Origin of the sequence: Paenibacillus sp. FSL R5-0490 (assembly GCF_001956215.1) — a bacterium.
Taxonomy (GTDB): Bacteria; Bacillota; Bacilli; order Bacillales; family Cytobacillaceae; genus Cytobacillus.
Window position 1 is genome coordinate 25805 of sequence record NZ_MRTQ01000029.1, and the last position, 24258, is coordinate 50062.

Sequence of the window (24258 nt, forward strand, 5' to 3'; positions counted from 1 at the left end):
TAGAATAATGTATCTCACCTTTGGCGGCAGCGCCGGATGCGTGAATAAGTTCCCTGCCCGGAGTCCATACTAGGATATATGGACAGTTTAACGGGAGGGACAGGCATGGCTATTCATTATCATTGCCGTCATTGCGGAACAAAGATTGGTTCAATAGAGAACTGCTCTGTTTACTCAGAGCAGCTTGGCTTCCATAAGCTAAACGATCAGGAACGTCAGGAGATGATCTCGTATGATCAATCAGGAGATATGCATGTAAGAGCGATCTGTGAGGATTGCCAGGAATCACTTGAACGCAATCCGGATTATCATCAGCAGGACTTTATTATTCATTAACAAGCTTTGGAGGCAATCCAAAGCGTTTTTCTATTTCTGTTTTGAGGCATCATCAAATTTAATAGAAACCGTTCTATAGTTTCTTGTTGGATCCTTATTTTATTTAGTAAGATTAATGATAGGAAAATGGATTTTGCAGACTGTCAGTTCTCTGGCTCAATGGGGCCTGGAATGACATCTGCCTTTTGGCGGTTAAACTGCCGGAGCGCTTTTTTAAAATAAATGAATTTTTGAATATCGAGAACTGTCTGGCTCCAGCGCCTGCCCCCCTCGAGGAGTCGGGGGTGATCAAGGAGCTTGCGCTTTTCTAAAAAGATAAGAAAATATAACTTTTAACTTCGAGAACTGTCTAGCTCCAGCGCCTACCCCCTCGAGGAGTCGGGGGTGGGCAAGGCGCTTACGCTTTTCTTATAGGAGGGGCTTTCATGTTTGGTCTTAAAGAGATTATTAGCCGGCAGGATGATGTAAGTTCCATCTTGTCTGGCATTGAGGAAGGACTGAGGGAGCAGATGCTTGCCGGTTTATCAGGATCGGCACGCACCTTGTTTTTGTCTTCCATATATGAGCAATCGGGAAGGCCGATGCTTGTTGTAACGCATAACCTTCTGCAGGCACAGAAGCTATATGATGATATCGTCAATCTGGCAGGAGATTCAGAAGTGTTTTTGTATCCTGCCAATGAATTGATCGCAGCTGAAATGGGGATTGCAAGCCCCGAGTTAAAGGCCCAGCGGATTGAGGCTTTAAATTATTGGAGTACACATAAGACAGGTATCATGATCGTCCCGATGGCCGGGCTAAGAAAAATTCTTCCGCCTCCAAACCACTGGACACAATACCAGCTGTCTTTAAAAATAGGCGATGATTTGACTGATGATCAATTAAAAAGATTTGTTCAGATGGGCTATGTCCGTTCTGAGATGGTTTCTTCGCCAGGAGAATTCAGTGTCAGGGGCGGAATCATTGATATCTATCCACTGACTGAAGCAGACCCGGTAAGGATTGAGCTGTTTGATACGGAAGTGGATTCGATCCGGACCTTTTCTTTGGAGGATCAGAGATCAAAAGAAAAACTAACCGAGATTTCAATTGGCCCGGCAACTGAAATCCCTCTTGATTCAAAGCACTTCGAGACCATAATTGAAAAACTGGAAAAAGGCCTGGGATCAAGCCTGAAAAAATTGAAAGACGATAAAGCGAAAACGCAGCTTGCCCAGAATGTTGGCTATGAATTAGAACAGCTGCGAATGGGGAACAAGCCTGAACAGCTTTTTAAATACCTTTCGTTTGCCTTTGAGGAAGGAAGTAGTTTAGTAGACTATCTCCCTGCCAATGGCTTAATTTTCATTGATGAAATCAGCCGTGTTCAGGAAATGAACGACTCCCTTGATAAGGAGGAGGCTGAGTGGTATACAAGTCTCTTAGGCGAGGGCCAGATCATTCATGATGTGAAGGTATCCCACACTTTAAAAGAGTTTCTGCACCGCTCCAGGCATCCGATCACGTATATGTCTCTGTTCCTGAGACATGTACCGAATACCAACCCGCAAAACATCATTAATGTCACCTGTAAACAGATGCAGAATTTCCATGGACAGATGCATGTGCTGAAAAGCGAGCTGGACAGATGGAAAAAAGGCAGATATTCGGTCGTATTCCTGGGCCCTGATGAAGAGCGGATCAAAAAACTGCAGAGAGTGCTTGAAGACTACGAGATTGAAGCGGCGTTTGTGAGTGAGAAGGACCCGGTTTTAACAGGGAAAATCCAAATTACAGAGGGCAGTCTGCAGACCGGCTTTGAGCTTCCAGGGCAAAAGCTGGCCGTTATTACGGAAGAAGAGCTTTTTAACAAACGGACGAAAAAGAAGGCCCGCAGGCAAAAGCTTTCAAATGCGGAAAGAATCAAAAGCTATTCCGAACTGAAGGTTGGGGACTATGTCGTTCACGTCAATCACGGGATCGGAAAATACCTGGGGATTGAAACCCTTGAGATTAATGGAGTCCATAAAGATTATCTCCATATCCGCTACCAGGGCAGCGACAAGCTGTATGTGCCGGTGGAGCAGATTGATCTTGTCCAGAAATATGTCGGCTCCGAAGCAAAAGAGCCTAAAATTTATAAGCTGGGCGGAAACGACTGGAAGAGGGTTAAGAAGAAGGTTCAATCATCTGTTCAGGATATTGCAGATGATCTGATCAAGCTTTATGCAGAGCGCGAGGCATCAAAAGGATTTGCCTTCAATCCGGATGGGGATATGCAAAGAGAGTTTGAAGCGGCCTTCCCTTACCAGGAAACAGAGGACCAGATCCGCTCCATCCATGAAATTAAGAAGGATATGGAGAGGGAGCGCCCGATGGACCGCTTATTATGCGGAGATGTGGGCTATGGGAAAACAGAAGTGGCCATTCGTGCTGCCTTTAAGGCAATTGCAGATGGAAAACAGGTTGCCATCCTCGTTCCGACGACGATCCTGGCTCAGCAGCATTATGAAACGATGAGAGAGAGATTCCAGGATTACCCAATCGAAATTGGGCTATTAAGCCGATTCAGAACAAAAAAACAGCAGACCGAAACGCTTAAGGGCTTAAAGGCAGGGACTATTGACGTAGTTGTCGGCACACACCGGATTTTATCAAAGGATATCCAGTATAGAGATTTAGGCCTGCTCATTATTGATGAAGAGCAGCGCTTTGGCGTGACACATAAAGAAAAGATCAAGCAGCTTAAGACCAATGTGGATGTCCTTACCCTGACAGCCACGCCAATCCCGAGAACCCTTCATATGTCAATGCTTGGCGTTCGTGACCTTTCAGTTATTGAAACACCGCCTGAAAACCGATTCCCGGTTCAGACCTATGTGATGGAATACAACGGTGCACTGGTTCGTGAAGCCATTGAAAGAGAACTGGCGAGGGATGGACAGGTCTATTTTCTATATAACCGGGTGGAGGATATAGAACGAAAAGCCGAGGAAATATCCATGCTGGTTCCAGATGCAAGGGTAACATATGCCCATGGGAAAATGACGGAAAATGAGTTAGAATCTGTTATGTTAAGCTTCCTTGAAGGCGAGTCCGATGTTCTCGTCAGCACAACGATTATTGAAACAGGCGTAGATATTCCAAATGTCAACACGCTGATTGTCCATGATGCAGACAAAATGGGTCTGTCCCAGCTTTATCAGCTCAGGGGCCGGGTTGGCCGTTCCAACAGGGTTGCCTACGCGTATTTTACGTATCGAAAAGATAAAGTATTAACAGAAGTAGCTGAAAAGCGGCTTCAGGCCATAAAGGAATTTACGGAGCTCGGTTCAGGGTTCAAGATTGCCATGCGGGATTTATCCATCAGGGGTGCCGGCAATCTGCTTGGAGCCGAACAGCATGGATTTATCGACTCCGTCGGTTTTGATCTGTATTCGCAAATGCTGAAAGAAGCGATTGAAGAACGGAAAGATAAGCTGGATGGCATCGAGGAAAAGCCGGCTAAAATTGAAATCGATCTGGATGTTGATGCCTATATTCCTGATTTCTACTTGTCTGATGGCCATCAGAAAATTGAAATGTATAAGCGATTCCGCGGCATTTCCTCTCTTGAAGATGTAGAAGAGCTTCAGGATGAAATGATCGACCGTTTTGGCGAATATCCGGATGAGGTAGGCTACTTATTCCAGATTGCCGAAATGAAGGCTTATGGTGAACTGGCAGGAGTCGAGACAGTGAAGCAATCCAAACAGGAAGTGCTGATTCTTTTATCCGAAAAGGCCAGCGAACATATAGACGGCCAGAAAATTTTCCAGATCACCAGCAAATACGGCCGGATGATCGGCCTGGGCATGGATGGGAAGAAGCTGAAAGCAGTCCTCCATATTAAAGGCGTCAAAACAAATGAATGGCTCAACATTGCGTACGAAGTGATTAAAGGAATGCAGGAAGCGAAAAAGGAACAAGAACATCCAACTGCGTAATTCGTGGACACAGCCCTGTCAATAAAATGAAACATTAGTAATGTTTAACTCATTCTGATGAGGGTATTTTTAAGTGAAGGACCATTTGGAATGTTTATCCGGAAATGGAATGAATAACATCTACGAGAAAAAGTTTTTGTGCACGTATATAACTTTCCATATGAAAGATACTAAGTTCAAACATGGCGATGCATTCATTTTCTCCCAATTATGGATCATAGCCAGAAGAGGAAAGAGTAAGTGCTGGCGCTGAAGAGAGATGTCTAGCTCCAGCGCCTAGCCCCTCGAGTCATAAGCCAAATCACTCCAGAAATCAGGACAAGGAAAGCTTCGGCAGCGATACATCGCCCGACCAAAGCGAGCTTTGGGAGGTTTCCTGCATGATTCGTCTTATGCTTGTCGGACTGGCACAGGATGTGCTGGCATCTGCGTTCGCCACAGGACGTGGCGGTTTTTAGCAGATGTTCATACATCTTGATGGGCACTTCCGCTTTTCTAAAAATCATCAGATGAAAGTGAGGCAACGTTGGATGAAAGCAACAGGTATAGTTCGTCGTATCGATGATTTGGGTCGTGTAGTCATTCCTAAAGAAATCCGCAGAACATTGCGTATTCGTGAGGGGGACCCGCTGGAGATTTTCGTAGATCGTGATGGAGAAGTCATCTTAAAGAAATATTCACCAATCAGTGAACTGAGCGATTTTGCAAAAGAATATGCAGAAGCATTATATGACAGCCTGGGAAATCCAGTGTTAATCTGTGACAGAGATACTTACATTGCTGTTGCAGGCGGTTCAAAAAAGGACTATTTAAACAAGAATATAAGCGATCTTGTTGAAAAAACAATGGAAGAACGCAGTTCAGTTCTGGTAAACCAGTCAGGCGATATTTCGCTGGTGGACGGGAACACTGAATCTTCCTCTGCTTATACAATTGGCCCTATCATTGCAAACGGCGACCCAATTGGTGCAGTTATCATTTTTGCAAAAGAGGATTCACTTGGCGACGTGGAACAAAAAGCAGTTGAAACAGCAGCCGGCTTCCTGGCCAGACAAATGGAATCATAAAAATGAATACTTAATGAAAGGGGTAGCGGAATGCTGCCTTTTTTCTTTGGCGTGTAAACTCAGTGTCACAGTGCGCAAAGAAGCATCCGCGCACAACCGAAAAATCCCGCACAAAGCCCCAATATGCTATAATACTTTCGAATTCAATTGGAAGGAGATGGGCAACCTGAGGCCCGTTCAGACATCCGGCGATTTGTTTAGAGGTGCGTTTATCCTGACGGTCGCTGCCCTGATCACAAAAATTTTAAGCGCAATTTACCGGGTCCCCTTTCAGAATATTGTCGGGGATGTGGGGTTTTATATATATCAGCAGGTTTATCCGTTCTATGGAATCATCATTGTGTTATCTACATACGGGTTTCCGGTCATTATTTCTAAACTTTATGCCGAACAGGCTGCTTTAAAGAAAGAGCAGGATATTCAAAATTTATTTGCTGTATCTGCCTTTGTTCTATTCATAATAGGTTTTATCGGGTTTTCCACCCTGTACTGGGGTTCGGACTGGCTGGCAGTCAGGATGGGCGATCCGCAGCTGGCAATTCTGCTCAGAGTGGTAGCAGCTGTGTTTCTTATTTTTCCGGTCCTGTCTCTTTTCCGGGGATATTTTCAAGGGAAAGGGGACATGGTTCCAACCGCAGTTTCCCAGGTAGGAGAACAGCTTGTCAGGGTTGTTACGATCCTGCTTGCCGCTTATCTGCTGGTTAAGGGAGGAAATTCCCTCTACATGGTGGGAGGCGGGGCCATGTTCGGGGCTGTTACCGGGGGAGTCATCGCCGTCCTGATTTTGATTACCTTTTTTTATATTAAAAAAAGAAATAGCCTGCCGTCCGCCATTTCAATTGATTTTAAACAAGGCGGCAAGCTGGCCAAAACGATTATCATACAGGGATTTGCTATCTGCATCAGCAGTCTGGTGCTTATTTTCATTCAGCTGGCAGATTCTTTTAATTTATACTCGCTCCTCTTGGCATCCGGAATTGAAGGGGAGGAGGCCAAGGCGCTAAAAGGCGTGTATGACCGCGGACAGCCTATTGTCCAGCTGGGCATTGTTGTGGCAACATCCATGTCCCTGTCGCTGGTGCCGCTCATTTCCAAAGAAAAAATGAGAAATCAGCCCGCATTCCTTTATAGTAAAATCAGACTTGCCCTTCAAATCGGCATTCTGGTTGGAGCTGCCGCAACCGTTGGGCTCTGGAATATCATAAAGCCTGCAAATATTATGCTGTTTGAAAACTCATCAGGATCGGATGTCCTGGCGATTCTCAGTCTGCTGATTTTGCTGAGCAGCCTGATCATCACCATTACCAGCATTTTACAGGGACTTGGGTTCATCTTTTTCCCGGCAGGAGCCATTCTGCTTGGATTTGCGGCAAAACTCGTCCTGAATACGCTATTGGTGCCATCATACGGCACAATCGGTGCAGCCGTGGCCTCATGCATAGCTCTTACGGCCGTCCTCATGCTTCTTATAGCAAAGCTTCAGGTATACTTGAAAATTTCATTGATTTCACTGCGCTTTCTATTTGCGGCTGGATTCGCAGCATTTATGATGTCAGTTGTTCTGCAGCTGTACCTGCACGCCACAGCACTGCTGCCCATCCCGGAACCGGGCAGAATGTTTTCCGGATTCCAGGCATTGAGCGGTGTAGCGCTCGGAGGCTTTACGTATTTGTATATCATGTTTAAAGGCAATACTTTTAAAGAGGAAGAGCTTGCTTTGCTGCCGCTTGGAAGCAAACTTATGTTCTTGCTTCCCAAAAAGACTAGGAGATGAATCGCTTTATGAAAAAAATAACCATTCTCGGACTTGGAGCAGGAGATCTGGATCAGCTTCCTTTTGGCGTATATCGACAGCTTACAAATACAGGGGCTCTTTACCTGCGGACTAGAGAGCATCCGGTTCTGCGTGATCTCGAACAAGAAGGGCTGACGTATCAGTCTTTTGATCATATCTACGAAAAGCATGAGCAGTTTGAAGAAGTATATGAGGAGATTTGTGAATTTCTCCTGAATGAAGCTCTTGCCAAAGAGATTACATATGGAGTTCCAGGGCATCCGCTTGTTGCGGAGCGTACGGTGCAGCTTCTCATAGAGCGTGCGCCGCAGAGAGGCATTGAGATTATCATTGGAGGAGGACAAAGCTTCCTGGATCCACTATTTCAGGCTTTGAAGATCGATCCCATCGAAGGTTTTCAGCTTCTCGATGGAACCGATCTGAAAAGGGATGAGATTCAGGTCGCACAGCACGTCATCATTGGACAGGTGTATGACCAGTTTATTGCGAGTGACGTCAAGCTGACATTGATGGAAAAGCTCCCTTACGATTACGAGGTTTATATTGTAACAGCTGCTGGAAGCAGCGAAGAAGTGATCAAAAAGGTGCAGCTGCATGAAATGGATCATAATATGGAGCTGAATAATTTAACTTCCGTTTATGTGCCCCCTGTAAAAGATGAGGCTGTCCTCTATAAAGACTTTTCTAAACTGCGCAGCATTATCGCTGAATTGCGCGGACCAAACGGCTGCCCATGGGATAAAAAGCAAACCCATGAATCATTAAAGAAATATTTAATCGAAGAAGCCTATGAGCTGATTGAAGCGATTGATAATGAAGATAGCGAGCATATGACGGAAGAACTGGGCGATGTCCTTCTCCAGGTGCTGCTTCATGCTCAAATCGGCGAGGATGAAGGCTATTTTGCCATCGATGATGTGATTGAAGGCCTTTCCGAAAAAATGGTCCGCCGTCATCCCCATGTCTTTGGAGATGTGCAGGCAGAAAATGAAGAAGATGTCCTGAAAAATTGGCAGAGCATTAAGCAGGAAGAAAAGGGTGAAAAACAGGAATCCAAGATGGATTCTGTCCCGAAATCATTCCCGAACTTAATGAGAGCAGCTGAAATTCAGAAGAAAGCAGCAAAAGTCGGCTTTGACTGGAAGGAAGTTGAGCCTGCCTGGGAGAAGGTAAAAGAAGAGATTGCCGAATTCGAGAAGGAAGCCGCGGACTTCAGCCCGGAGATGGAGCCGGAATTTGGCGATATCCTGTTCGCTCTTGTGAATATTGCACGTTTTTATAAAATCGATGCCGAAGAAGCTGTGAGAAAAACAAATGAAAAATTCATCCGCCGTTTTAAGTATTTGGAAGAACGGGTAATGATGAGCGGCAGAAAATTTGAAGACTTTACGCTCGAACAGCTCGATGAATTCTGGAATGAGGCAAAATCAAAAGGCTATTAATAGAGGAGTGGCGTTACATGAGATTAGATAAATTTTTAAAAGTATCAAGACTTATCAAAAGAAGAACATTGGCAAAAGAGGTCTCCGATCAGGGAAGGATCACGATAAACGGACAGCAGGCAAAAGCAAGCTCCACGGTTAAAGTGGGAGATGAACTTCAAGTCCGCTTCGGCCAGAAGCTGGTAACGGTCAAGGTGGAACGCCTGCAGGAAACGACCCGCAAGGAAGAAGCAGCCGGCATGTACTCGATTGTAAAGGAAGAAAAAGTGGAATCAGAAGCATAAGGCTTATGAACTCCCGCTTTTTTTATATTATCAGAATCTATATCATTGAACTTCGATAACTGTCTAGCTCCAGGCGCCATCGTCTCGAGGTATCCGTCTAAAAGGTTAAAGAACAACCTTTCAGCCGGCTCGTCTTATGCTTGTCGCCGAAAGGCGGGCGCCTTGCGCTTTTCTTGATGGCTTGTTCTATTTTAATCCCCCCATTCATAAACATGTACAAAAAGGTTGTACTATGTGATTGCGGGGGATGAATAATGAGTCAATATTATGAGTCAAATTCAAACAAAACCAATGCTCAGGAACATGATGTTATTATGAGAGGCAGAAGGCTGATTGATATTACGGGTGTTAAACAGGTGGAAAGCTTTGATAATGAAGAGTTTTTGCTGGAGACGGTGATGGGGTTCCTTGCGATTAGAGGGCAGAATCTGCAGATGAAGAATCTGGATGTGGATAAGGGAATTGTTTCCATCAAAGGGAAGGTATTTGACCTTGTTTATATTGATGATCAGAATGGAGATAAAGCTAAAGGTTTCTTTAGCAAGTTGTTCCGATGACACTGACCACTCAATTTGTGACCATGCTGGCGATGATTGGCATGGGAAGTGTATTTGGGGCTGCCCTTGATACGTATAATCGTTTCCTGCAAAGGACGAAGCGGAAAAGCTGGCTTGTTTTCATTAATGATATTCTTTTTTGGATCGTACAGGGTCTGGCAATCTTCTATATTTTATTCCTGGTGAATAAGGGTGAACTGAGGTTTTATATTTTCATTGCTTTGCTGTGCGGGTTTGCCGCTTATCAAAGTTTATTTAAGAAAATGTATCTGCGGGTATTGGAGATATCCATCCGAATGGCGATCTCCATATACCGCTTTTTCGTGAAGACCTTAACTTTGCTCGTCTATAAACCCATCCAGGGTCTGATTATGGCGTTAATTGCGATTGCTGTCATGCTTGGAAAAGGACTTTATTCCCTTTTAAAAGTCATTCTTCGAGTCTTTTGGTTCACATTGAAGATCGTATTTCTGCCTGTCAAATGGATTTTGTCACTTTTGTGGAAACTTTTGCCGAAAAAGATTAAAAAAACAGTCGAGAAGTTATATAATAAATTGGCAGGATATTTACAGCGGATAAAGAATTATGTTTTAAAATGGACAGCTAAGTGGAAAAAACCTAAAGAGTAAGGAGGGAGTGCGGAAATGAGTGTCACCAAGAAGAAAAATGTAGCCAAAATGGAAACAAGCTATGTCAAACAGCAGGAAGCAGCAGAGATCAGTGCCGGCCGGAAGAAAAAGCTATTATTTCGCAGATTAGCAGCATTTTTCACACTGGCAGCCGTCGTTTCATTCTTTATGATCACAACACTCGTTTCGCAGTCTGCTGCTCTGGAAGAAAAAGTGGAAGAGAAAACCAGGCTGGATCAGGAGCTTTCTGACCTGAAGAAAAAAGAAGTTATGCTCGAGGAAGAAATTGTTAAGCTGAATGATGATGAGTATATCGCGAAGCTTGCCCGCAAAGATTATTTCCTATCTGACAATAACGAAATCATTTTCAACCTCCCTGAAGAAGAGACAGAAAAAGAAAAAAAGAAAGAAAAAAAGGCCGACTGACGCTATATTGACACTTTTTTTTTGGTTTCTGTATAATATATAAAAAGTTTCACTTTAAATCTTTCAAGGAGGCAGTTTTTTTAATGTCAATCGAAGCAGGCAGCAAGTTAACAGGAAAGGTCACAGGCATTACAAATTTCGGAGCATTTGTGGAGCTGCCGGAAGGCTCAACCGGTCTGGTGCACATAAGTGAAGTCGCTGACAAGTATGTAAAAGATATTAATGAGCACCTAAAAGTGGGTGACATGGTTGAAGTGAAAGTCATTAATGTCGAAAAGGACGGCAAGATTGGATTATCCATCAAAAAGGCAAAAGACCGGCCTGAGCGTTCTGAAAGACCTGAAAGAGGAGACAGAAAAGAATTCAGACCGAATTCCAATTCTGGCCGCCCTCGCCATAATCGACCAAACGACCATCGCCCTAAAGAAAACTTTGAAGCCAAAATGGCCCGTTTCCTGAAGGACAGCGAAGATCGTCTGTCATCGCTAAAACGCCATACTGAATCCAAGCGCGGAGGAAGAGGAGCTAAGCGAGGCTAACTTGCTGCTGATCGATCTATATAGCAGGATGAAAAACAAGTCCGGTTGGGCTTGTTTTTTTATGCTGTTTAACGCAAATTCAGCCATCAAAAAAACGCCAGCCTAAGGCTGACGCTCTTTTGAAATGACCCGTACGGGATTCGAACCCGTGTTACCGCCGTGAAAGGGCGGTGTCTTAACCGCTTGACCAACGGGCCGGGATAATAAATTTAGGCAAGGCGCTTCCGCATTTCTCTGATAGCGGCGGAGGGGATCGAACCCCCGACCTCACGGGTATGAACCGTACGCTCTAGCCAGCTGAGCTACACCGCCAAATTTCAATAGATTACTAGATGTGCTCTGAAGCACAAGATTTATAATACAAATTTTTAAAAAGGAAGTCAATAAGATATTAAAAGAAATATGTCGTAACTCTCACTTGCCTCTTCGTCAATTTCTTCCATGCTTCGCTTTTCGCAGAAAGCTGTCATTCCAACGGTTTGTTTACTTTTTTTGTCAGAACTAAGCTGAACCTCAGGAAGCTCCATTTTAAATCTTGTTATCTATCCCCATATATAGTGGAAAACCGTCGAACGAAAAGCCGGGGCTTGTCCGCTATTTTGACAAACTTCTGGAGCGCTTGATTTTATAATTGTCAGCAACGATAAAAATATGGGGAGTGTAGTTTAATGGAAAAGGTAGAAAGGAATGTAATGGAGCCGATCGGGGAAGTGCCCTTCAACAAACCGAAACTGGATATTGCCAAAGGCTTAAAAAAGCTCCAATCAGGGCTGGAGAATTTCTTTCTGAAAAAAGGCTATGTTCTGCTGATCATTGGCTTTTTGCTTGGAAGAGCCTTGATATTGGCGAAGCTTACCCCATTTAGCCTTCCGTTTTTTGCAGCGGTTTATTTCATACGAAGAGATAAGGCGCCCCTGGCACTGGTGGGATTAATGGCAGGAGCCGCCACATTATCCATATCCAATGCGGTATCCGCTTTTGGAATCACCTTTATCTTTTTATTCGCTTTCCGGGTCTCAAAGAAATGGCTGTCTAATGAAATCAGGGCACTGCCTTTTTATGTATTTTTCACTCTCCTGGCAGGCAAGCTCCTGGAGGCCTTCATTATGAAGGGGCAGCTGACTTTATATGATGGCATGATGGCCGGAGTCGAGTCGAGCCTTGGCTTCATCCTGACACTTATTTTTCTGCAGGGACTGCCGCTGCTTTCTATAAATAAACGCAGACAATCACTGAAAACCGAAGAAATCGTCTGCCTGATCATTATGCTGGCTTCTGTCATGACGGGAACCATCGGCTGGACGGTCTATGATCTTTCGGTCGAGCATATTATGTCACGCTACCTTGTCCTGCTCTTCGCCTTTGTGGCAGGAGCTACAGTCGGTTCTACAGTAGGGGTGGTAACCGGCCTGATCTTCTCCCTTGCGAATATATCGAGCTTTTATCATATGAGTCTGCTTGCTTTTGCGGGCCTTTTAGGAGGCCTTTTGAAAGAAGGCAGGAAGGTTGGAGTGGCATTCGGCCTGCTGGTTGCGACACTCCTGATGGGCATGTATGGAGAGGGCAGCGGAAACCTCATGAAAACTCTGTCAGAAACAGGTGCGGCCATTCTCTTATTTTTACTGACACCGCAGGCACTTACAATGAAATTGGCTAAGCAAGTCCCGGGAACGCCTGAATATGCCGCTGAGCAACAGCAATATATGAGAAAAATGCGTGATGTGACGGCACAGCGCGTTGCCCAGTTTTCGAGCGTCTTTCAGGCTCTTTCCAAAAGCTTTTCCTCCCATGATGAACCGTCCCAATGGGAAGAAGACAGTGACAGGGAAGTGGATTATTTCTTAAGCAATGTAACGGAAAAAACCTGTCAGACCTGCTTTAAGAAGGATCACTGCTGGTCAAAGAACTTTAATACAACCTATGACTATATGATGGATATTATGCATGATGTGGACAATAACGAAGGTGCCCTTTCTCCAAAGCTTGCGAGGGATTGGGAAAAGTACTGCACAAGATCGAAAAAAGTGACAGAAGCCGTTCAGCAGGAGCTGACTTATTATAAAGCGAACCAAAAACTGAAGAAACAGGTTCAGGAAAGCAGGAGGCTGGTAGCCGACCAGCTTAAGGGTGTTTCGGAGGTGATGGGTGACTTTGCCAAGGAAATTCAGAGAGAGCGGGAAAATCATCATAAACAGGAAGAACAGATCCTTGAAGCGCTTCAGGAGTTTGGCATTCATATCGAGCAGGTGGAAATCTACAGCCTGGAGCAGGGAAATGTCGACATTGATATGACCATCCCATACTGCCAGGGACATGGGGAATGTGAAAAGCTCATTGCACCGATGCTATCTGATATTTTGGGAGAAACGATATTAGTAAATTCAGAGGAATGTGCCGCGTTTCCGAATGGATACTGCCATGTAACTTTCCGGTCAGCCAAGGCTTTCGTGGTTGAAACAGGTGTTGCACATGCAGCGAAGGACGGGGGCTTAGTGTCTGGGGACAGTTATTCCACCATCGAGCTGGGCTGCGGAAAGTATGCGATTGCCATCAGTGATGGAATGGGCAACGGGGAAAGGGCCCACGCAGAAAGCCAGGAAACACTTCAGCTTCTGCAAAAAATTCTTCAATCGGGCATTGAAGAGCAGGTTGCGATTAAATCCGTCAATTCCGTTCTTTCTTTACGGACCACAGACGAAATTTTCTCCACATTGGATCTGGCCATGATTGATCTGCAGAATGCCGACGCAAAATTTTTGAAAATTGGATCAACTCCAAGCTTCGTAAAAAGAGGTCCTAAGGTAATGAAAATTCAGGCAAGCAACCTCCCGATGGGCATCATTCAAGAATTTGATGTCGATGTGGTCAGTGAGCAGCTTAAAGCCGGTGATTTATTGATCATGATGAGTGATGGCGTGTTTGAAGGGCCGAAGCATGTGGAGAACTTTGATTTGTGGATGAAGCGCAAAATATCCGAGCTGAAGACGGACGATCCTCAGGAAGTGGCCGATCTCATTATGGAAGAGGTGATCAGGTCAAGGTCCGGAAATATAGAGGATGATATGACGGTTGTGGTCTCCAAGGTTAAGCACAATACACCGAAATGGACAAGCATCCCTGTGCATGCCATCCGCCAAAAAGCCAACTGATTAATTTGCTCATCATGATGCGTTTATATGTATATTTCCTCTCCAAACAGTCGAAAATGCTAACAACTCATATGTGGAGGGGAGTTTCAAATGAAAACAGGAACACTGAAGCAGATTTTACTGATAACGGATGGCTGTTCAAATCAGGGTGAAGATCCCATTGCCATGGCGGCACTCGCCAAGGAGCAGGGAATAACCGTGAATGTAATCGGAGTCATGGAGCAGGATGTCATTGATGAACAGGGAATGAACGAAATTGAAGGAATCGCCATGTCAGGAGGCGGAGTCAGTCAGGTAGTCTACTCTCAGCAGCTTTCCCAGACGGTACAGATGGTGACAAGAAAAGCCATGACTCAGACCCTTCAGGGAGTGGTGAACAAAGAGCTCCAGCAGATTCTGGGCGGTTCGAAAACGATGGAGGACCTCCCGCCTGATCAGCGCGGCGAAGTGATGGAGGTCGTAGATGAATTGGGTGAGACGGTCGAGCTTGAAGTGCTGGTCCTCGTGGATACCAGTGCAAGCATGAAACATAAGCTCCCGACCGTTAAGGAAGCCCTGCTGGATCTGTCCTTAAGCCTTAATGCCCGCTCTGGTGATAACCGATTTTCTGTATTCGTATTTCCCGGGAAAAAGAAAGATGTCGAAAAATTGCTGGATTGGACACCGAATCTTGAATCGCTCACCAGCATATTCTCGAAATTGACAACAGGCGGAATTACGCCAACAGGCCCGGCCATTCATGAGGCACTAAACCATTTCAAGAAAAAACGTTCATTAAGGAGTCTGCTTTCCCGTGATGATGAATCATTCTTTGAAGAGTCAGTGTAAAGTAAGCCCTGGTACTGTGATTGAAGGAAAGTGGCACCGCAGCCGATATACCATTATTAAAGAATTGGGGTATGGTGCTAATGGGATTGTGTATCTCGCCAAAAACCAAAATCAGCAGGTTGCTTTGAAAATGAGTGATAACGGGATGTCCATCACGTCCGAGGTGAACGTCCTTAAATCCTTTGCAAAGGTCCAAGGCTCTGCCCTCGGGCCTTCTTTGCTTGATGTCGATGATTGGGAACGAAGGAGCGGTAAGGTTTCATTCTATGTAATGGAATATATACAGGGTCCTGATTTGCTGACATTCATACAGCAGAAGGGGCCATCCTGGACTGGTGTATTAATTGTACAGCTCCTGAATGATCTGGATGCATTGCATAAAGCGGGCTGGGTGTTCGGTGATTTAAAGCCGGATAATTTGATTGTAACAGGCCCTCCATCGAAAATACGCACCATTGATGTGGGCGGCACCACCATTCAGGGCAGGGCAATAAAGGAATTTACCGAGTTTTATGATCGCGGCTATTGGGGGCTCGGCACCAGAAAGGCTGATCCAGCCTATGATCTCTTTGCTGCAGCTATGATTTTAATCAATACGGCCTATCCAAAAAGGTTTGCCAAGACAACAGGTGACCTTAAACAGCTAAAAATGATGATCCGCCAAAAGAAAGAACTGCTTAAATACGAGGATGTTATTCTGAATGCATTGCAGGGCCATTATAGCTCAGCCGGTGAAATGAGAAACGATATGCTCCAGCTCACACGTGCAAATCCGGCGCAAAGGACGACGGTAAGCAGGAATTCCGGACAAACCGCCAGCCCTCAGCCTGCCAGCAGGCACAGACAAAGGCAGAAAAAAAAGAAAGGGAGCTTCTTTGAAACCCTGCTGATTACCCTTATTGTAAGCCTGCTATATTTCTTATATATTTATGGGCAGCTGCTTTGAAAATGAAATAAATGAAACTTTCTTTTCGTTGATCCGTATTATAAGCTTAATCCCTTTTGATATTTACCCTTTAATAATGATATGCTTTTCTATAGGAAGGATTATGCTGCCCTTTGCAGGGGTAGTAGTAAATATATTTAATTTGGATAAGGAAGAAGCCTATGCTCGAAGAGAAAGTGAGTGCTTTCCTTAAGAAAAAGGGATTAGATTTAAAAAACAAAAAAATAGTAATCGGTGTATCAGGAGGGCCGGATTCCATCGCCCTGCTCCATTATTTTTGGAGCAGGCAGCGGCATTATCAGACAGAAGTAATTGCCGCACATGTCGATCATATGTTCAGAGGCGAAGAATCCCTTCAGGACGCCATGTTTGTGAAGGATTACTGCAGGGACAAAGCCATTCCGTTTGAAATGGAAAGAGTGAATGTGCCTGAGTATATGGAGAAGTCCGGGAAGAGTTCACAGACCGCTGCCAGGGATTGCCGCTACAGCTTCTTTCAAAGAACAGCCGAGAAATATGGGGCAGACTATATAGCGCTTGGACATCATGGCGACGATCAGGTTGAAACCATCTTAATGCGTCTCACAAGGGGAAGCGCCGGCAGCGCAAGAGCAGGGATCCCCTTCAAGCGTCCATTTGGCGATTATACGATCATCCGCCCTTTCCTGTGCTTGAATAGAGCTGAAATCGAAAGCTTCTGCCTGAAAGAATGCCTGAACCCCAGGCGGGATCCAAGCAATGAAAAAGGCATATACAGCCGCAACCGTTTCAGGCAGGAAGTGCTCCCATTCCTGAGAAAAGAAAACCCTCAGGTGCATGAGCATTTTCAAAGATTTAGTGAAGATTTGCAAAGTGATGAAGCATATCTGCAGGAATTAACCGTCCATAAAATGAATACAGTAATGAAAAAGAATGCCAATGAGGAAATTAGTGTGGATATCGATGCTTTTGAGGCAATGCCAATGCCTTTACAAAGAAGAGGGATTCAACTAATATTAAACTATCTTTATAAGGAAAGGCCGGCATCGTTATCGGCATCTCATATAGAGAGTATTTTTTCCTTAATGAAAAGTCCTCATCCATCGGGAAATTTAGATTTTCCAGGCGGTTTACATATTGTACGCTCCTACCGGCAATGCCACTTTTTATTCCCGAAGGAACCTGTACAATCCTATCGATATGAAATCTTCAAACCTGCAAGCATTAAACTCCCAAACGGCGGATCGATTATCCTTGAATATGCTGACTGTCCTGATGGAATTCTAAATAATGATACCCTGGCAATAGACAGGGAGAGTGTTTCTTTTCCAATCATTATCAGGACAAGAGAAAAGGGAGACCGCATGACGCTTAAAGGAATGCAGGGGTCGCGGAAGATTAAGGACATTTTCATCGATCATAAAATTCCGCTGCATGATCGGAAAACCTGGCCAATCGTGACAGATGCACAAGGCAGGATCCTATGGGTGCCTGGTTTGAAGAAATCGCATGATGATAGGCAGCAGCAATCCTGCACCAGCTATATTATTTTAAAATACATAAAGCAATGATCTTCTAGGGGGCACATTAAATGATGAAAAATGACATTGAAAAAGTACTGATTTCAGAAGAGGAGCTGCAGGATAAGATTAAATCCCTTGCTGCCGAACTTACTGAAGAATACCAGGACCGATTCCCGCTTGCCATTGGAGTTTTAAAAGGGGCAATGCCTTTCATGAGCGACCTTTTAAAGCGTGTGGATACATATCTTGAGATGGATTTCATGGATGTATCGAGCTATGGAAATTCCATGGTATCTTCAGGAGAAGTAAAAATTCTGAAAGACCTTGATACTTCTGTTGAAGGCAGAGATATTCTGATCATTGAAGATATCATTGACAGCGGTTTGACACTCAGCTACCTGGTTGAGCTTTTCCGCTACAGAAAAGCGAAAAGCATTAAGATTGTAACACTGCTTGACAAGCCAACTGGAAGAAAGGCTGATATCAAAGCTGATTATGTAGGATTTATAGTTCCTGATGAGTTCGTAGTCGGCTATGGCCTTGATTATGCGGAAAAGTACCGCAACCTTCCATATATTGGAGTGCTTAAGCCGGAAGTATACAGCAATAACGATTAAGGAAATCCTAAGTATGATCTTGGATTAAAGCCCTTTACTGAAACAAGAATCACCCGGTTTTAAGAAGTCTAATTCCTTGTATTGGCACAATTTTCTATGATACTATACACTATAGTTTGTTTACCGTGGGAGGAGGTAAGGGATGAATCGGATCTTCCGGAATACCATCTTTTATTTATTAATATTTTTAGTCATTATTGGAGTTGTCAGCTTCTTTAACGGCAACAATGAACCAACGGAGCACATCTCTTATAATAAATTTGTTGATCACTTGGAAAGCGGCGATATCACGTCTATTTCCCTTCAGCCTGAGAGAGGTGTTTTTGAAGTACGGGGTCAGCTTGAGGGATATGAGGAAGGCAAATACTTCCTGACTTATATCATGAACAATGATAATATCCTTGACCGTGTGGATCAATTAGCCCAGACATCGGATGTCGATGTTATGCCGGCTAAAGAAACAAGCGGCTGGGTTACATTCTTTACGTCAATCATTCCTTTCATCATCATCTTCATACTATTCTTCTTCCTGCTGAACCAGGCGCAGGGCGGAGGCAGCCGTGTGATGAACTTCGGCAAAAGCAAAGCCAAGCTGTATGATGAAAGCAAAAAGAAAGTGCGCTTTAAAGATGTTGCAGGCGCCGATGAAGAAAAGCAGGAGCTTGTTGAGGTCGTTGAATTCCTTAAAGACCCGCGCAAGTTTGCTGAATTGGGAGCCAGAATTCCCAAAGGGGTTCTTCTTGTGGGACCTCCGGGAACAGGTAAAACCTTGCTTGCACGGGCAGCTGCCGGTGAAGCGGGCGTTCCGTTCTTCTCTATAAGCGGTTCTGACTTCGTTGAAATGTTCGTCGGTGTGGGTGCTTCCCGTGTCCGCGACTTATTCGAAAATGCGAAAAAGAACGCACCATGTATTATTTTTATCGATGAAATTGATGCTGTAGGGCGTCAGCGTGGTGCCGGCCTTGGGGGCGGACATGATGAACGCGAGCAGACCCTAAACCAGCTTCTTGTTGAAATGGATGGATTTGGAGCAAATGAAGGAATTATCATCATTGCTGCCACTAACCGTCCGGATATTCTTGACCCGGCATTATTGCGTCCGGGACGTTTTGACAGACAGATTACGGTTGATCGCCCGGATGTTAAAGGCCGTGAAGCGGTGCTTAAAGTGCATGCCCGCAACAAGCCTTTAGATGAGTCGGTTAACTTAAAGAGCATTGCGATGCGTACTCCTGGATTCTCGGGTGCAGACCTTGAAAATCTATTGAATGAAGCAGCGCTTGTAGCTGCCCGCCGCAATAAGAAAAAAGTCGATATGGAAGATATCGATGAAGCAACAGACCGCGTGATTGCGGGACCAGCCAAGAAGAGCCGTGTTATTTCCCAAAAAGAAAGAAACATCGTTGCTTTCCATGAAGCAGGTCATACAGTCATCGGTTTAGTGCTTGATGAAGCAGAAATGGTTCATAAGGTTACAATCGTGCCGCGCGGCCAGGCCGGAGGATATGCAGTAATGCTTCCGAAAGAAGACCGCTACTTCCAGACGAAGCCTGAGCTCCTCGACAAAATTGTCGGATTGCTTGGCGGACGTGTGGCTGAAGAAATCGTCTTTGGTGAAGTAAGCACAGGTGCCCATAATGACTTCCAGCGTGCGACAGGCATTGCCCGCCGCATGGTAACCGAATTCGGAATGAGCGACAAGCTTGGACCATTGCAGTTTGGACAGTCTCAGGGCGGCCAGGTATTCCTTGGACGTGACTTCCATAATGAACAGAATTATTCAGATGCAATCGCATATGAAATCGATCTTGAGATCCAGCGCATTATCAAGGAATCCTATGAAAGAGCAAGAAAGCTCTTAACAGAAAACCGCGATAAGCTGAATCTGATCGCCAATACTTTGCTTGAAGTTGAAACGCTTGATGCGGAACAAATCAAGCACTTATCAGACCATGGCAGACTGCCTGACCGTCCAGCAACTTCCATTTCAACGGATGAAGATGTGAAAGTAAACATCAGCATCAAGAAAGAGGATCCTGCTGAAACAGGCGAAATCCCTGAAACCAGGGAAGGCTCAAGCCCCGCAGAAGCGGATGTGCCTCCTGCCATCGACGAAGAACGCAAAGACAAATAATAATCGAAAAGCGCCTCCAGGGGCGCTTTTTTTTTGACGAAAAATATCAATTCCCAGACCGCCCGGAATTTTCGATTACACGAAACAACAGCAGTTGTGATATGATGTTTTCAGTGAAAAAAGCGTTTTAAATAATCATAAAGTGGTGAGAATGTTGATCTTTGTTTTCGACGTAGGGAATACCAATATCGTTCTGGGTGTCTATGACCAAGATGAATTAAAGCATCATTGGCGAATTGAAACCAACCGGAATAAAACAGAAGATGAATATGGAATGATTGTGAAGTCTCTGTTTGAGCATGAGAATCTTTCCTTTTCAGATATAGATGGCATTATCATTTCCTCAGTAGTGCCGCCAATCATGTTTTCGCTTGAAAGAATGTGCCAGAAATATTTCCATGTGAAGCCTCTTGTTGTGGGTCCTGGCATCAAGACAGGCTTAAACATCAAGTATGATAACCCGAGAGAAGTGGGGGCAGACCGAATCGTCAATGCTATAGCTGCCATTCATGAATATGGAAGCCCGTTAGTCATTGTCGATTTTGGAACAGCTACTACCTACTGCTATATCAATGAAAGTAAACAATATATGGGCGGCGCCATTGCCCCGGGAATCGGAATTTCAACAGAGGCTCTTTATTCCCGTGCAGCGAAGCTTCCACGAATAGAAATTGCCCGTCCTGATCATATTGTCGGAAAAAATACTGTATCTGCCATGCAGGCGGGAATTCTTTATGGTTACGTCGGCCAGGTGGAAGGTATAGTTAAAAGAATGAAAGATCAGGCAGATGAAAAGCCGACTGTCATTGCCACGGGAGGACTTGCGGGGCTCATCGCGCAAGAGTCGGATATCATCGATGTTGTGGATCCATTTTTAACTTTAAAGGGCCTGCAGATTATTTATAAACGAAATATGGAGAACATAAAAAAATAGTAAGCTTAATCAGCTGCTGCCATTAAAGCAGTACTCTGGAAAGGAGCAAAAAATGAGCGATTATTTAGTAAAAGCACTTGCATATGATGGACAAGTCCGTGCCTATGCATCCCGCACTACCGAAACAGTTGGGGAGGGCCAGCGCAGACATTATACATGGCCAACCGCTTCAGCTGCTTTAGGAAGAGCCATGACGGCAGGCGTGATGATGGGTGCCATGCTGAAGGGCGATAACAAACTGACGATCAAAATCGAAGGCGGCGGTCCAATTGGCGCCATTCTGGTAGACAGCAATGCAAATGGAGAGGTGCGCGGATATGTAACAAACCCGCAGACGCACTTCGATCTTAATGAGCAGGGCAAGCTTGACGTGCGCCGTGCGGTCGGCACTGAAGGAACCCTGACTGTCGTGAAGGACATTGGCATGAGAGAACATTTCACAGGACAGGTTCCGCTGATTTCTGGAGAACTTGGGGAAGATTTCACTTATTACTTTGTTACTTCTGAACAGGTTCCTTCTTCCGTTGGAGTGGGGGTTCTTGTTAATCCTGATAACTCTATTCTTGCTGCAGGGGGATTCATTCTTCAGCTTATGCCGGGAACAGATGAAGAGACGATTACTTTAATTGAGAACAGACTGAAAGAAATCCCGCCTGTATCCAAATTGATTCAGCAGGGCTTAACACCTGAAGAGCTTTTGGAAACGATTCTTGGCAAAGATAATGTGAAGTTCCTTGAGAAGCTTCCTGTATCCTTCACTTGCACATGTTCAAAAGAGCGTTTTGCCAATGCGATTATCAGCCTCGGTGAAGACGAAATCCAGCAGATGATCGATGAAGACGGACAGGCTGAAGCATCCTGTCACTTCTGCAATGAGAAATATCATTACACAAAAGAAGAACTGGAAGAATTGAAAAACGAAGTAAAGTGATAAAATAAGCGTTTGCCGGTCTCCTTAAGGTTCGCCCTTTAGGCCGGGGCCAAACGCTTTTGTTTTTTGAACTTAGAGAAATGTCCAGCTTCAGTGCCTGCCCCCTCGAGTGTCGGGGGACAGGTGCTTGCGCTTTTCTTAGGGGGAGGAGCACTTGGAAAAGAGACAGCTTTTAATGATCATTGCCGGTTTAGTGCTGCTGAATCTTATCACATTGACCTTTTTGCTTTTTAAAGGCGATGGCAACGGGGAAGCAGTAGCCAAAATCGGCGGAGAAAAAATCACTCGCCAGGAATGGATGAGTGAGATGGAAACGAAGTACGGAAAAAGCACCTTAAGCGAATTAATCGATCAGAAGGTCATTGAAGAAGCCGGGAAAAGATACGGGGTGAAAATCTCTAATAAGGCAGTAGATCTTGAGCTGAAAATGGTCAAGACGATGTATGGCGGCAATATCACTGATGAGATGAGTGAAGACAAGTGGCGCAGGCAAATCAAGAACAATCTTATTCTTGAAGAGCTGCTGACGGCTGATGTCTCTGTCTCAGAAGAGGAAATGAAGAGCTATTATGAAGAGAACAGCAGCCAATTTCATGTTCCTGACACCTATCACATCTCTCAAATCATTGTAAAAACAAAAGAAGAAGCAGAACAGACCGTGAAAGAGCTGGAAGAAGGCTCCAGCTTCTCTGTGCTGGCGATGGAGCGATCCATTGATGAATTCACTGCCAACCTTGGGGGAAATGCAGGGTATGTCAGTGAAGATGATGAGCACGTACCGGCAGAAGTCCTGGAACAGGTCAAAGACCTGAAGCCCGGCAAATGGACCAAACCGGTTAAAACAGAAGATGGCTATGCTGTTGTCATGCTTCATGAGCATTTAAAGGGAGAGCAGTATTCCTTTAAAGAGGTGAAGAACATGATTCGCCGCCAGATTGCTCTTGAGCAGATGGATGTTCCTGTCTCAGCCAAGCCGTTTTGGAAAGAGACGGATGTAGAATGGTTTTACGGTGAGCAGTAAATATAAAAACACGGAGCGAATTCCGTGTTTTTTTCTGCCTAAATTGAGTATCATGAATAGAGATGGGTAATTATCTATAATGACAAAAGTATGAATTTTCTTTTAAATGGCAGTCAAATTCATTGACATTCCCATTGGAAATTGGTAAATTTATATTAAACCAATAAAAATAGTCGGAAATAAGGAGTGGGGAAAATGGTACGTGTAGCAAATTCAATTGCAGATCTTGTTGGCCATACGCCAATTGTGAAACTAAACCGTCTAGTTGATGATAATAGCGCAGATGTTTATCTGAAATTGGAATACATGAATCCGGGGAGCAGCGTAAAAGACCGTATTGCCCTGGCAATGATCACGGCTGCAGAGAAAGATGGAAGTCTTAAACCAGGTGATACCATCATTGAACCGACAAGCGGAAATACAGGAATCGGATTAGCGATGATTGCCGCAGCCAAAGGCTATAAAGCAGTTCTTGTGATGCCGGAGACAATGAGTATGGAGCGCCGCAACCTGCTGCGTGCTTACGGGGCTGACCTTGTCCTCACACCTGGACCGGAAGGAATGAACGGTGCAATCCGCAAGGCGCAGGAGCTGGCAAAGGAACATGGCTATTTCGTGCCTCAGCAGTTTGAAAACCCTGCGAACCCTGAAATTCACCGTTTAACAACAGGACCTGAAATCACTGAGCAAATGGGCGACCAGCTGGATGCTTTCATCTCCGGAATCGGAACAGGCGGAACCATTACTGGTGCCGGTCAGGTGCTTAAAGAAAAATATAAAAACATCAAAATTTACGCAGTGGAGCCAACTGATTCACCTGTACTATCAGGCGGAAAGCCGGGCCCGCATAAGATCCAGGGAATTGGAGCGGGATTTGTCCCGGATACACTGGATACAAAGATTTATGATGAAGTGATCCAAATTACGAATGATGAGGCATTTGATTATGCCCGCCGTGCGGCCAAGGAAGAAGGAATCCTGGGCGGGATTTCCTCCGGTGCGGCAATCAGTGCGGCCTTGAAGGTTGCCAAAGAGCTTGGCAAGGGCAAAAAAGTTCTGGCCATTCTCCCAAGTAACGGCGAACGTTATTTAAGTACTCCTTTATATCAATTTGAAGCTGAATAATTGATAGGACAGCGGTCTACATTGGCCGCTG

General features: G+C 44.8%; 20 protein-coding genes and 2 tRNA genes. 20 read left to right on the forward strand and 2 right to left on the reverse strand.

Features of this window, described 5'->3' with window-relative positions:
• Nucleotides 1-105: 105 nt before the first annotated feature.
• The 10 genes from fin (at nucleotide 106) to BK139_RS20255 (ending at nucleotide 11040) form a co-directional block, all read left to right on the forward strand.
• Nucleotides 106-336: an anti-sigma-F factor Fin gene (gene fin, locus BK139_RS20210; protein WP_076262387.1), complete on the forward strand. Its 231-nt coding sequence runs from the start codon at nucleotides 106-108 to the stop codon at nucleotides 334-336.
• 425 nt (nucleotides 337-761) lie between these two features.
• Complete coding sequence (mfd, locus tag BK139_RS20215) at nucleotides 762-4301, forward strand: transcription-repair coupling factor (RefSeq protein WP_076262389.1); 3540 nt, start codon at nucleotides 762-764, stop codon at nucleotides 4299-4301.
• Nucleotides 4302-4831: 530 nt separating this feature from the next.
• The gene (spoVT, locus tag BK139_RS20220) at nucleotides 4832-5368 is read left to right on the forward strand and encodes a stage V sporulation protein T (protein WP_009336655.1); all 537 of its coding nucleotides are present in this window, start codon (nucleotides 4832-4834) and stop codon (nucleotides 5366-5368) included.
• 166 nt (nucleotides 5369-5534) lie between these two features.
• Nucleotides 5535-7142: a putative polysaccharide biosynthesis protein gene (locus tag BK139_RS20225; protein WP_076262437.1), complete on the forward strand. Its 1608-nt coding sequence runs from the start codon at nucleotides 5535-5537 to the stop codon at nucleotides 7140-7142.
• Nucleotides 7143-7150: 8 nt separating this feature from the next.
• A complete protein-coding gene (gene yabN / locus BK139_RS20230) occupies nucleotides 7151-8605 on the forward strand; it encodes a bifunctional methyltransferase/pyrophosphohydrolase YabN (RefSeq protein ID WP_076262391.1) in 1455 nt (484 codons plus the stop codon).
• A gap of 17 nt (nucleotides 8606-8622) precedes the next feature.
• Complete coding sequence (locus BK139_RS20235; RefSeq protein ID WP_076262393.1) at nucleotides 8623-8889, forward strand: RNA-binding S4 domain-containing protein; 267 nt, start codon at nucleotides 8623-8625, stop codon at nucleotides 8887-8889.
• Between the two features lie 254 nt (nucleotides 8890-9143).
• On the forward strand, nucleotides 9144-9446 hold the full coding sequence (gene yabP / locus BK139_RS20240) for a sporulation protein YabP (protein WP_076262395.1): 303 nt from the start codon (nucleotides 9144-9146) through the stop codon (nucleotides 9444-9446).
• Nucleotides 9443-10075, forward strand: a complete 633-nt coding sequence (gene yabQ, locus BK139_RS20245; RefSeq protein WP_076262397.1) for a spore cortex biosynthesis protein YabQ — start codon at nucleotides 9443-9445, stop codon at nucleotides 10073-10075. Before yabP ends, yabQ begins: the two co-directional genes overlap by 4 nt.
• Nucleotides 10076-10090: 15 nt before the next feature.
• Nucleotides 10091-10501: an FtsB family cell division protein gene (locus tag BK139_RS20250; protein ID WP_076262399.1), complete on the forward strand. Its 411-nt coding sequence runs from the start codon at nucleotides 10091-10093 to the stop codon at nucleotides 10499-10501.
• An 83-nt stretch (nucleotides 10502-10584) separates the two neighbouring features.
• On the forward strand, nucleotides 10585-11040 hold the full coding sequence (locus BK139_RS20255; RefSeq protein WP_076262401.1) for a S1 domain-containing RNA-binding protein: 456 nt from the start codon (nucleotides 10585-10587) through the stop codon (nucleotides 11038-11040).
• A 125-nt stretch (nucleotides 11041-11165) separates the two neighbouring features.
• Here the strand turns inward: BK139_RS20255 and BK139_RS20260 are convergent.
• Together BK139_RS20260 and BK139_RS20265 are read right to left on the reverse strand one after the other, a co-directional pair.
• Nucleotides 11166-11237: transfer RNA gene (locus BK139_RS20260), tRNA-Glu, on the reverse strand.
• 41 nt (nucleotides 11238-11278) lie between these two features.
• Nucleotides 11279-11352, reverse strand: a tRNA-Met gene (locus BK139_RS20265).
• A gap of 356 nt (nucleotides 11353-11708) precedes the next feature.
• Between BK139_RS20265 and spoIIE the strand changes: the two genes are divergently transcribed.
• From spoIIE to cysK, 10 genes are all read left to right on the forward strand, one after another.
• A complete protein-coding gene (gene spoIIE / locus BK139_RS20270) occupies nucleotides 11709-14189 on the forward strand; it encodes a stage II sporulation protein E (RefSeq protein ID WP_076262403.1) in 2481 nt (826 codons plus the stop codon).
• A gap of 90 nt (nucleotides 14190-14279) precedes the next feature.
• Nucleotides 14280-15017: a VWA domain-containing protein gene (locus BK139_RS20275; protein WP_061793575.1), complete on the forward strand. Its 738-nt coding sequence runs from the start codon at nucleotides 14280-14282 to the stop codon at nucleotides 15015-15017.
• Complete coding sequence (locus BK139_RS20280; protein ID WP_076262405.1) at nucleotides 14986-15963, forward strand: serine/threonine protein kinase; 978 nt, start codon at nucleotides 14986-14988, stop codon at nucleotides 15961-15963. The genes BK139_RS20275 and BK139_RS20280 overlap by 32 nt, the downstream gene beginning before the upstream one ends.
• A gap of 161 nt (nucleotides 15964-16124) precedes the next feature.
• A complete protein-coding gene (tilS, locus tag BK139_RS20285) occupies nucleotides 16125-17513 on the forward strand; it encodes a tRNA lysidine(34) synthetase TilS (RefSeq protein WP_076262407.1) in 1389 nt (462 codons plus the stop codon).
• 23 nt (nucleotides 17514-17536) lie between these two features.
• Entirely contained in the window at nucleotides 17537-18082 is a 546-nt protein-coding gene (gene hpt / locus BK139_RS20290; protein WP_175609168.1) for a hypoxanthine phosphoribosyltransferase, read from the forward strand.
• Nucleotides 18083-18224: 142 nt separating this feature from the next.
• Complete coding sequence (gene ftsH, locus BK139_RS20295; RefSeq protein WP_076262409.1) at nucleotides 18225-20216, forward strand: ATP-dependent zinc metalloprotease FtsH; 1992 nt, start codon at nucleotides 18225-18227, stop codon at nucleotides 20214-20216.
• A gap of 154 nt (nucleotides 20217-20370) precedes the next feature.
• The gene (locus BK139_RS20300; RefSeq protein WP_175609169.1) at nucleotides 20371-21150 is read left to right on the forward strand and encodes a type III pantothenate kinase; all 780 of its coding nucleotides are present in this window, start codon (nucleotides 20371-20373) and stop codon (nucleotides 21148-21150) included.
• Between the two features lie 52 nt (nucleotides 21151-21202).
• A complete protein-coding gene (gene hslO / locus BK139_RS20305; protein WP_076262413.1) occupies nucleotides 21203-22081 on the forward strand; it encodes an Hsp33 family molecular chaperone HslO in 879 nt (292 codons plus the stop codon).
• A gap of 154 nt (nucleotides 22082-22235) precedes the next feature.
• On the forward strand, nucleotides 22236-23102 hold the full coding sequence (locus BK139_RS20310) for a peptidyl-prolyl cis-trans isomerase (protein WP_076262415.1): 867 nt from the start codon (nucleotides 22236-22238) through the stop codon (nucleotides 23100-23102).
• A 195-nt stretch (nucleotides 23103-23297) separates the two neighbouring features.
• Complete coding sequence (cysK, locus tag BK139_RS20315; RefSeq protein ID WP_076262417.1) at nucleotides 23298-24227, forward strand: cysteine synthase A; 930 nt, start codon at nucleotides 23298-23300, stop codon at nucleotides 24225-24227.
• The last annotated feature ends 31 nt before the right edge of the window (nucleotides 24228-24258 follow it).

Coding starts and splice junctions, on each gene's coding strand:
- fin (WP_076262387.1), top strand. CDS start 106: ATGGCTATTCATTATCATTGCCGTCATTGCGGAACAAAGATTGGTTCA.
- mfd (WP_076262389.1), top strand. CDS start 762: ATGTTTGGTCTTAAAGAGATTATTAGCCGGCAGGATGATGTAAGTTCC.
- spoVT (WP_009336655.1), top strand. CDS start 4,832: ATGAAAGCAACAGGTATAGTTCGTCGTATCGATGATTTGGGTCGTGTA.
- yabN (WP_076262391.1), top strand. CDS start 7,151: ATGAAAAAAATAACCATTCTCGGACTTGGAGCAGGAGATCTGGATCAG.
- BK139_RS20235 (WP_076262393.1), top strand. CDS start 8,623: ATGAGATTAGATAAATTTTTAAAAGTATCAAGACTTATCAAAAGAAGA.
- yabP (WP_076262395.1), top strand. CDS start 9,144: ATGAGTCAATATTATGAGTCAAATTCAAACAAAACCAATGCTCAGGAA.
- yabQ (WP_076262397.1), top strand. CDS start 9,443: ATGACACTGACCACTCAATTTGTGACCATGCTGGCGATGATTGGCATG.
- BK139_RS20250 (WP_076262399.1), top strand. CDS start 10,091: ATGAGTGTCACCAAGAAGAAAAATGTAGCCAAAATGGAAACAAGCTAT.
- BK139_RS20255 (WP_076262401.1), top strand. CDS start 10,585: ATGTCAATCGAAGCAGGCAGCAAGTTAACAGGAAAGGTCACAGGCATT.
- spoIIE (WP_076262403.1), top strand. CDS start 11,709: ATGGAAAAGGTAGAAAGGAATGTAATGGAGCCGATCGGGGAAGTGCCC.
- BK139_RS20275 (WP_061793575.1), top strand. CDS start 14,280: ATGAAAACAGGAACACTGAAGCAGATTTTACTGATAACGGATGGCTGT.
- BK139_RS20280 (WP_076262405.1), top strand. CDS start 14,986: ATGATGAATCATTCTTTGAAGAGTCAGTGTAAAGTAAGCCCTGGTACT.
- tilS (WP_076262407.1), top strand. CDS start 16,125: ATGCTCGAAGAGAAAGTGAGTGCTTTCCTTAAGAAAAAGGGATTAGAT.
- hpt (WP_175609168.1), top strand. CDS start 17,537: ATGAAAAATGACATTGAAAAAGTACTGATTTCAGAAGAGGAGCTGCAG.
- ftsH (WP_076262409.1), top strand. CDS start 18,225: ATGAATCGGATCTTCCGGAATACCATCTTTTATTTATTAATATTTTTA.
- hslO (WP_076262413.1), top strand. CDS start 21,203: ATGAGCGATTATTTAGTAAAAGCACTTGCATATGATGGACAAGTCCGT.
- cysK (WP_076262417.1), top strand. CDS start 23,298: ATGGTACGTGTAGCAAATTCAATTGCAGATCTTGTTGGCCATACGCCA.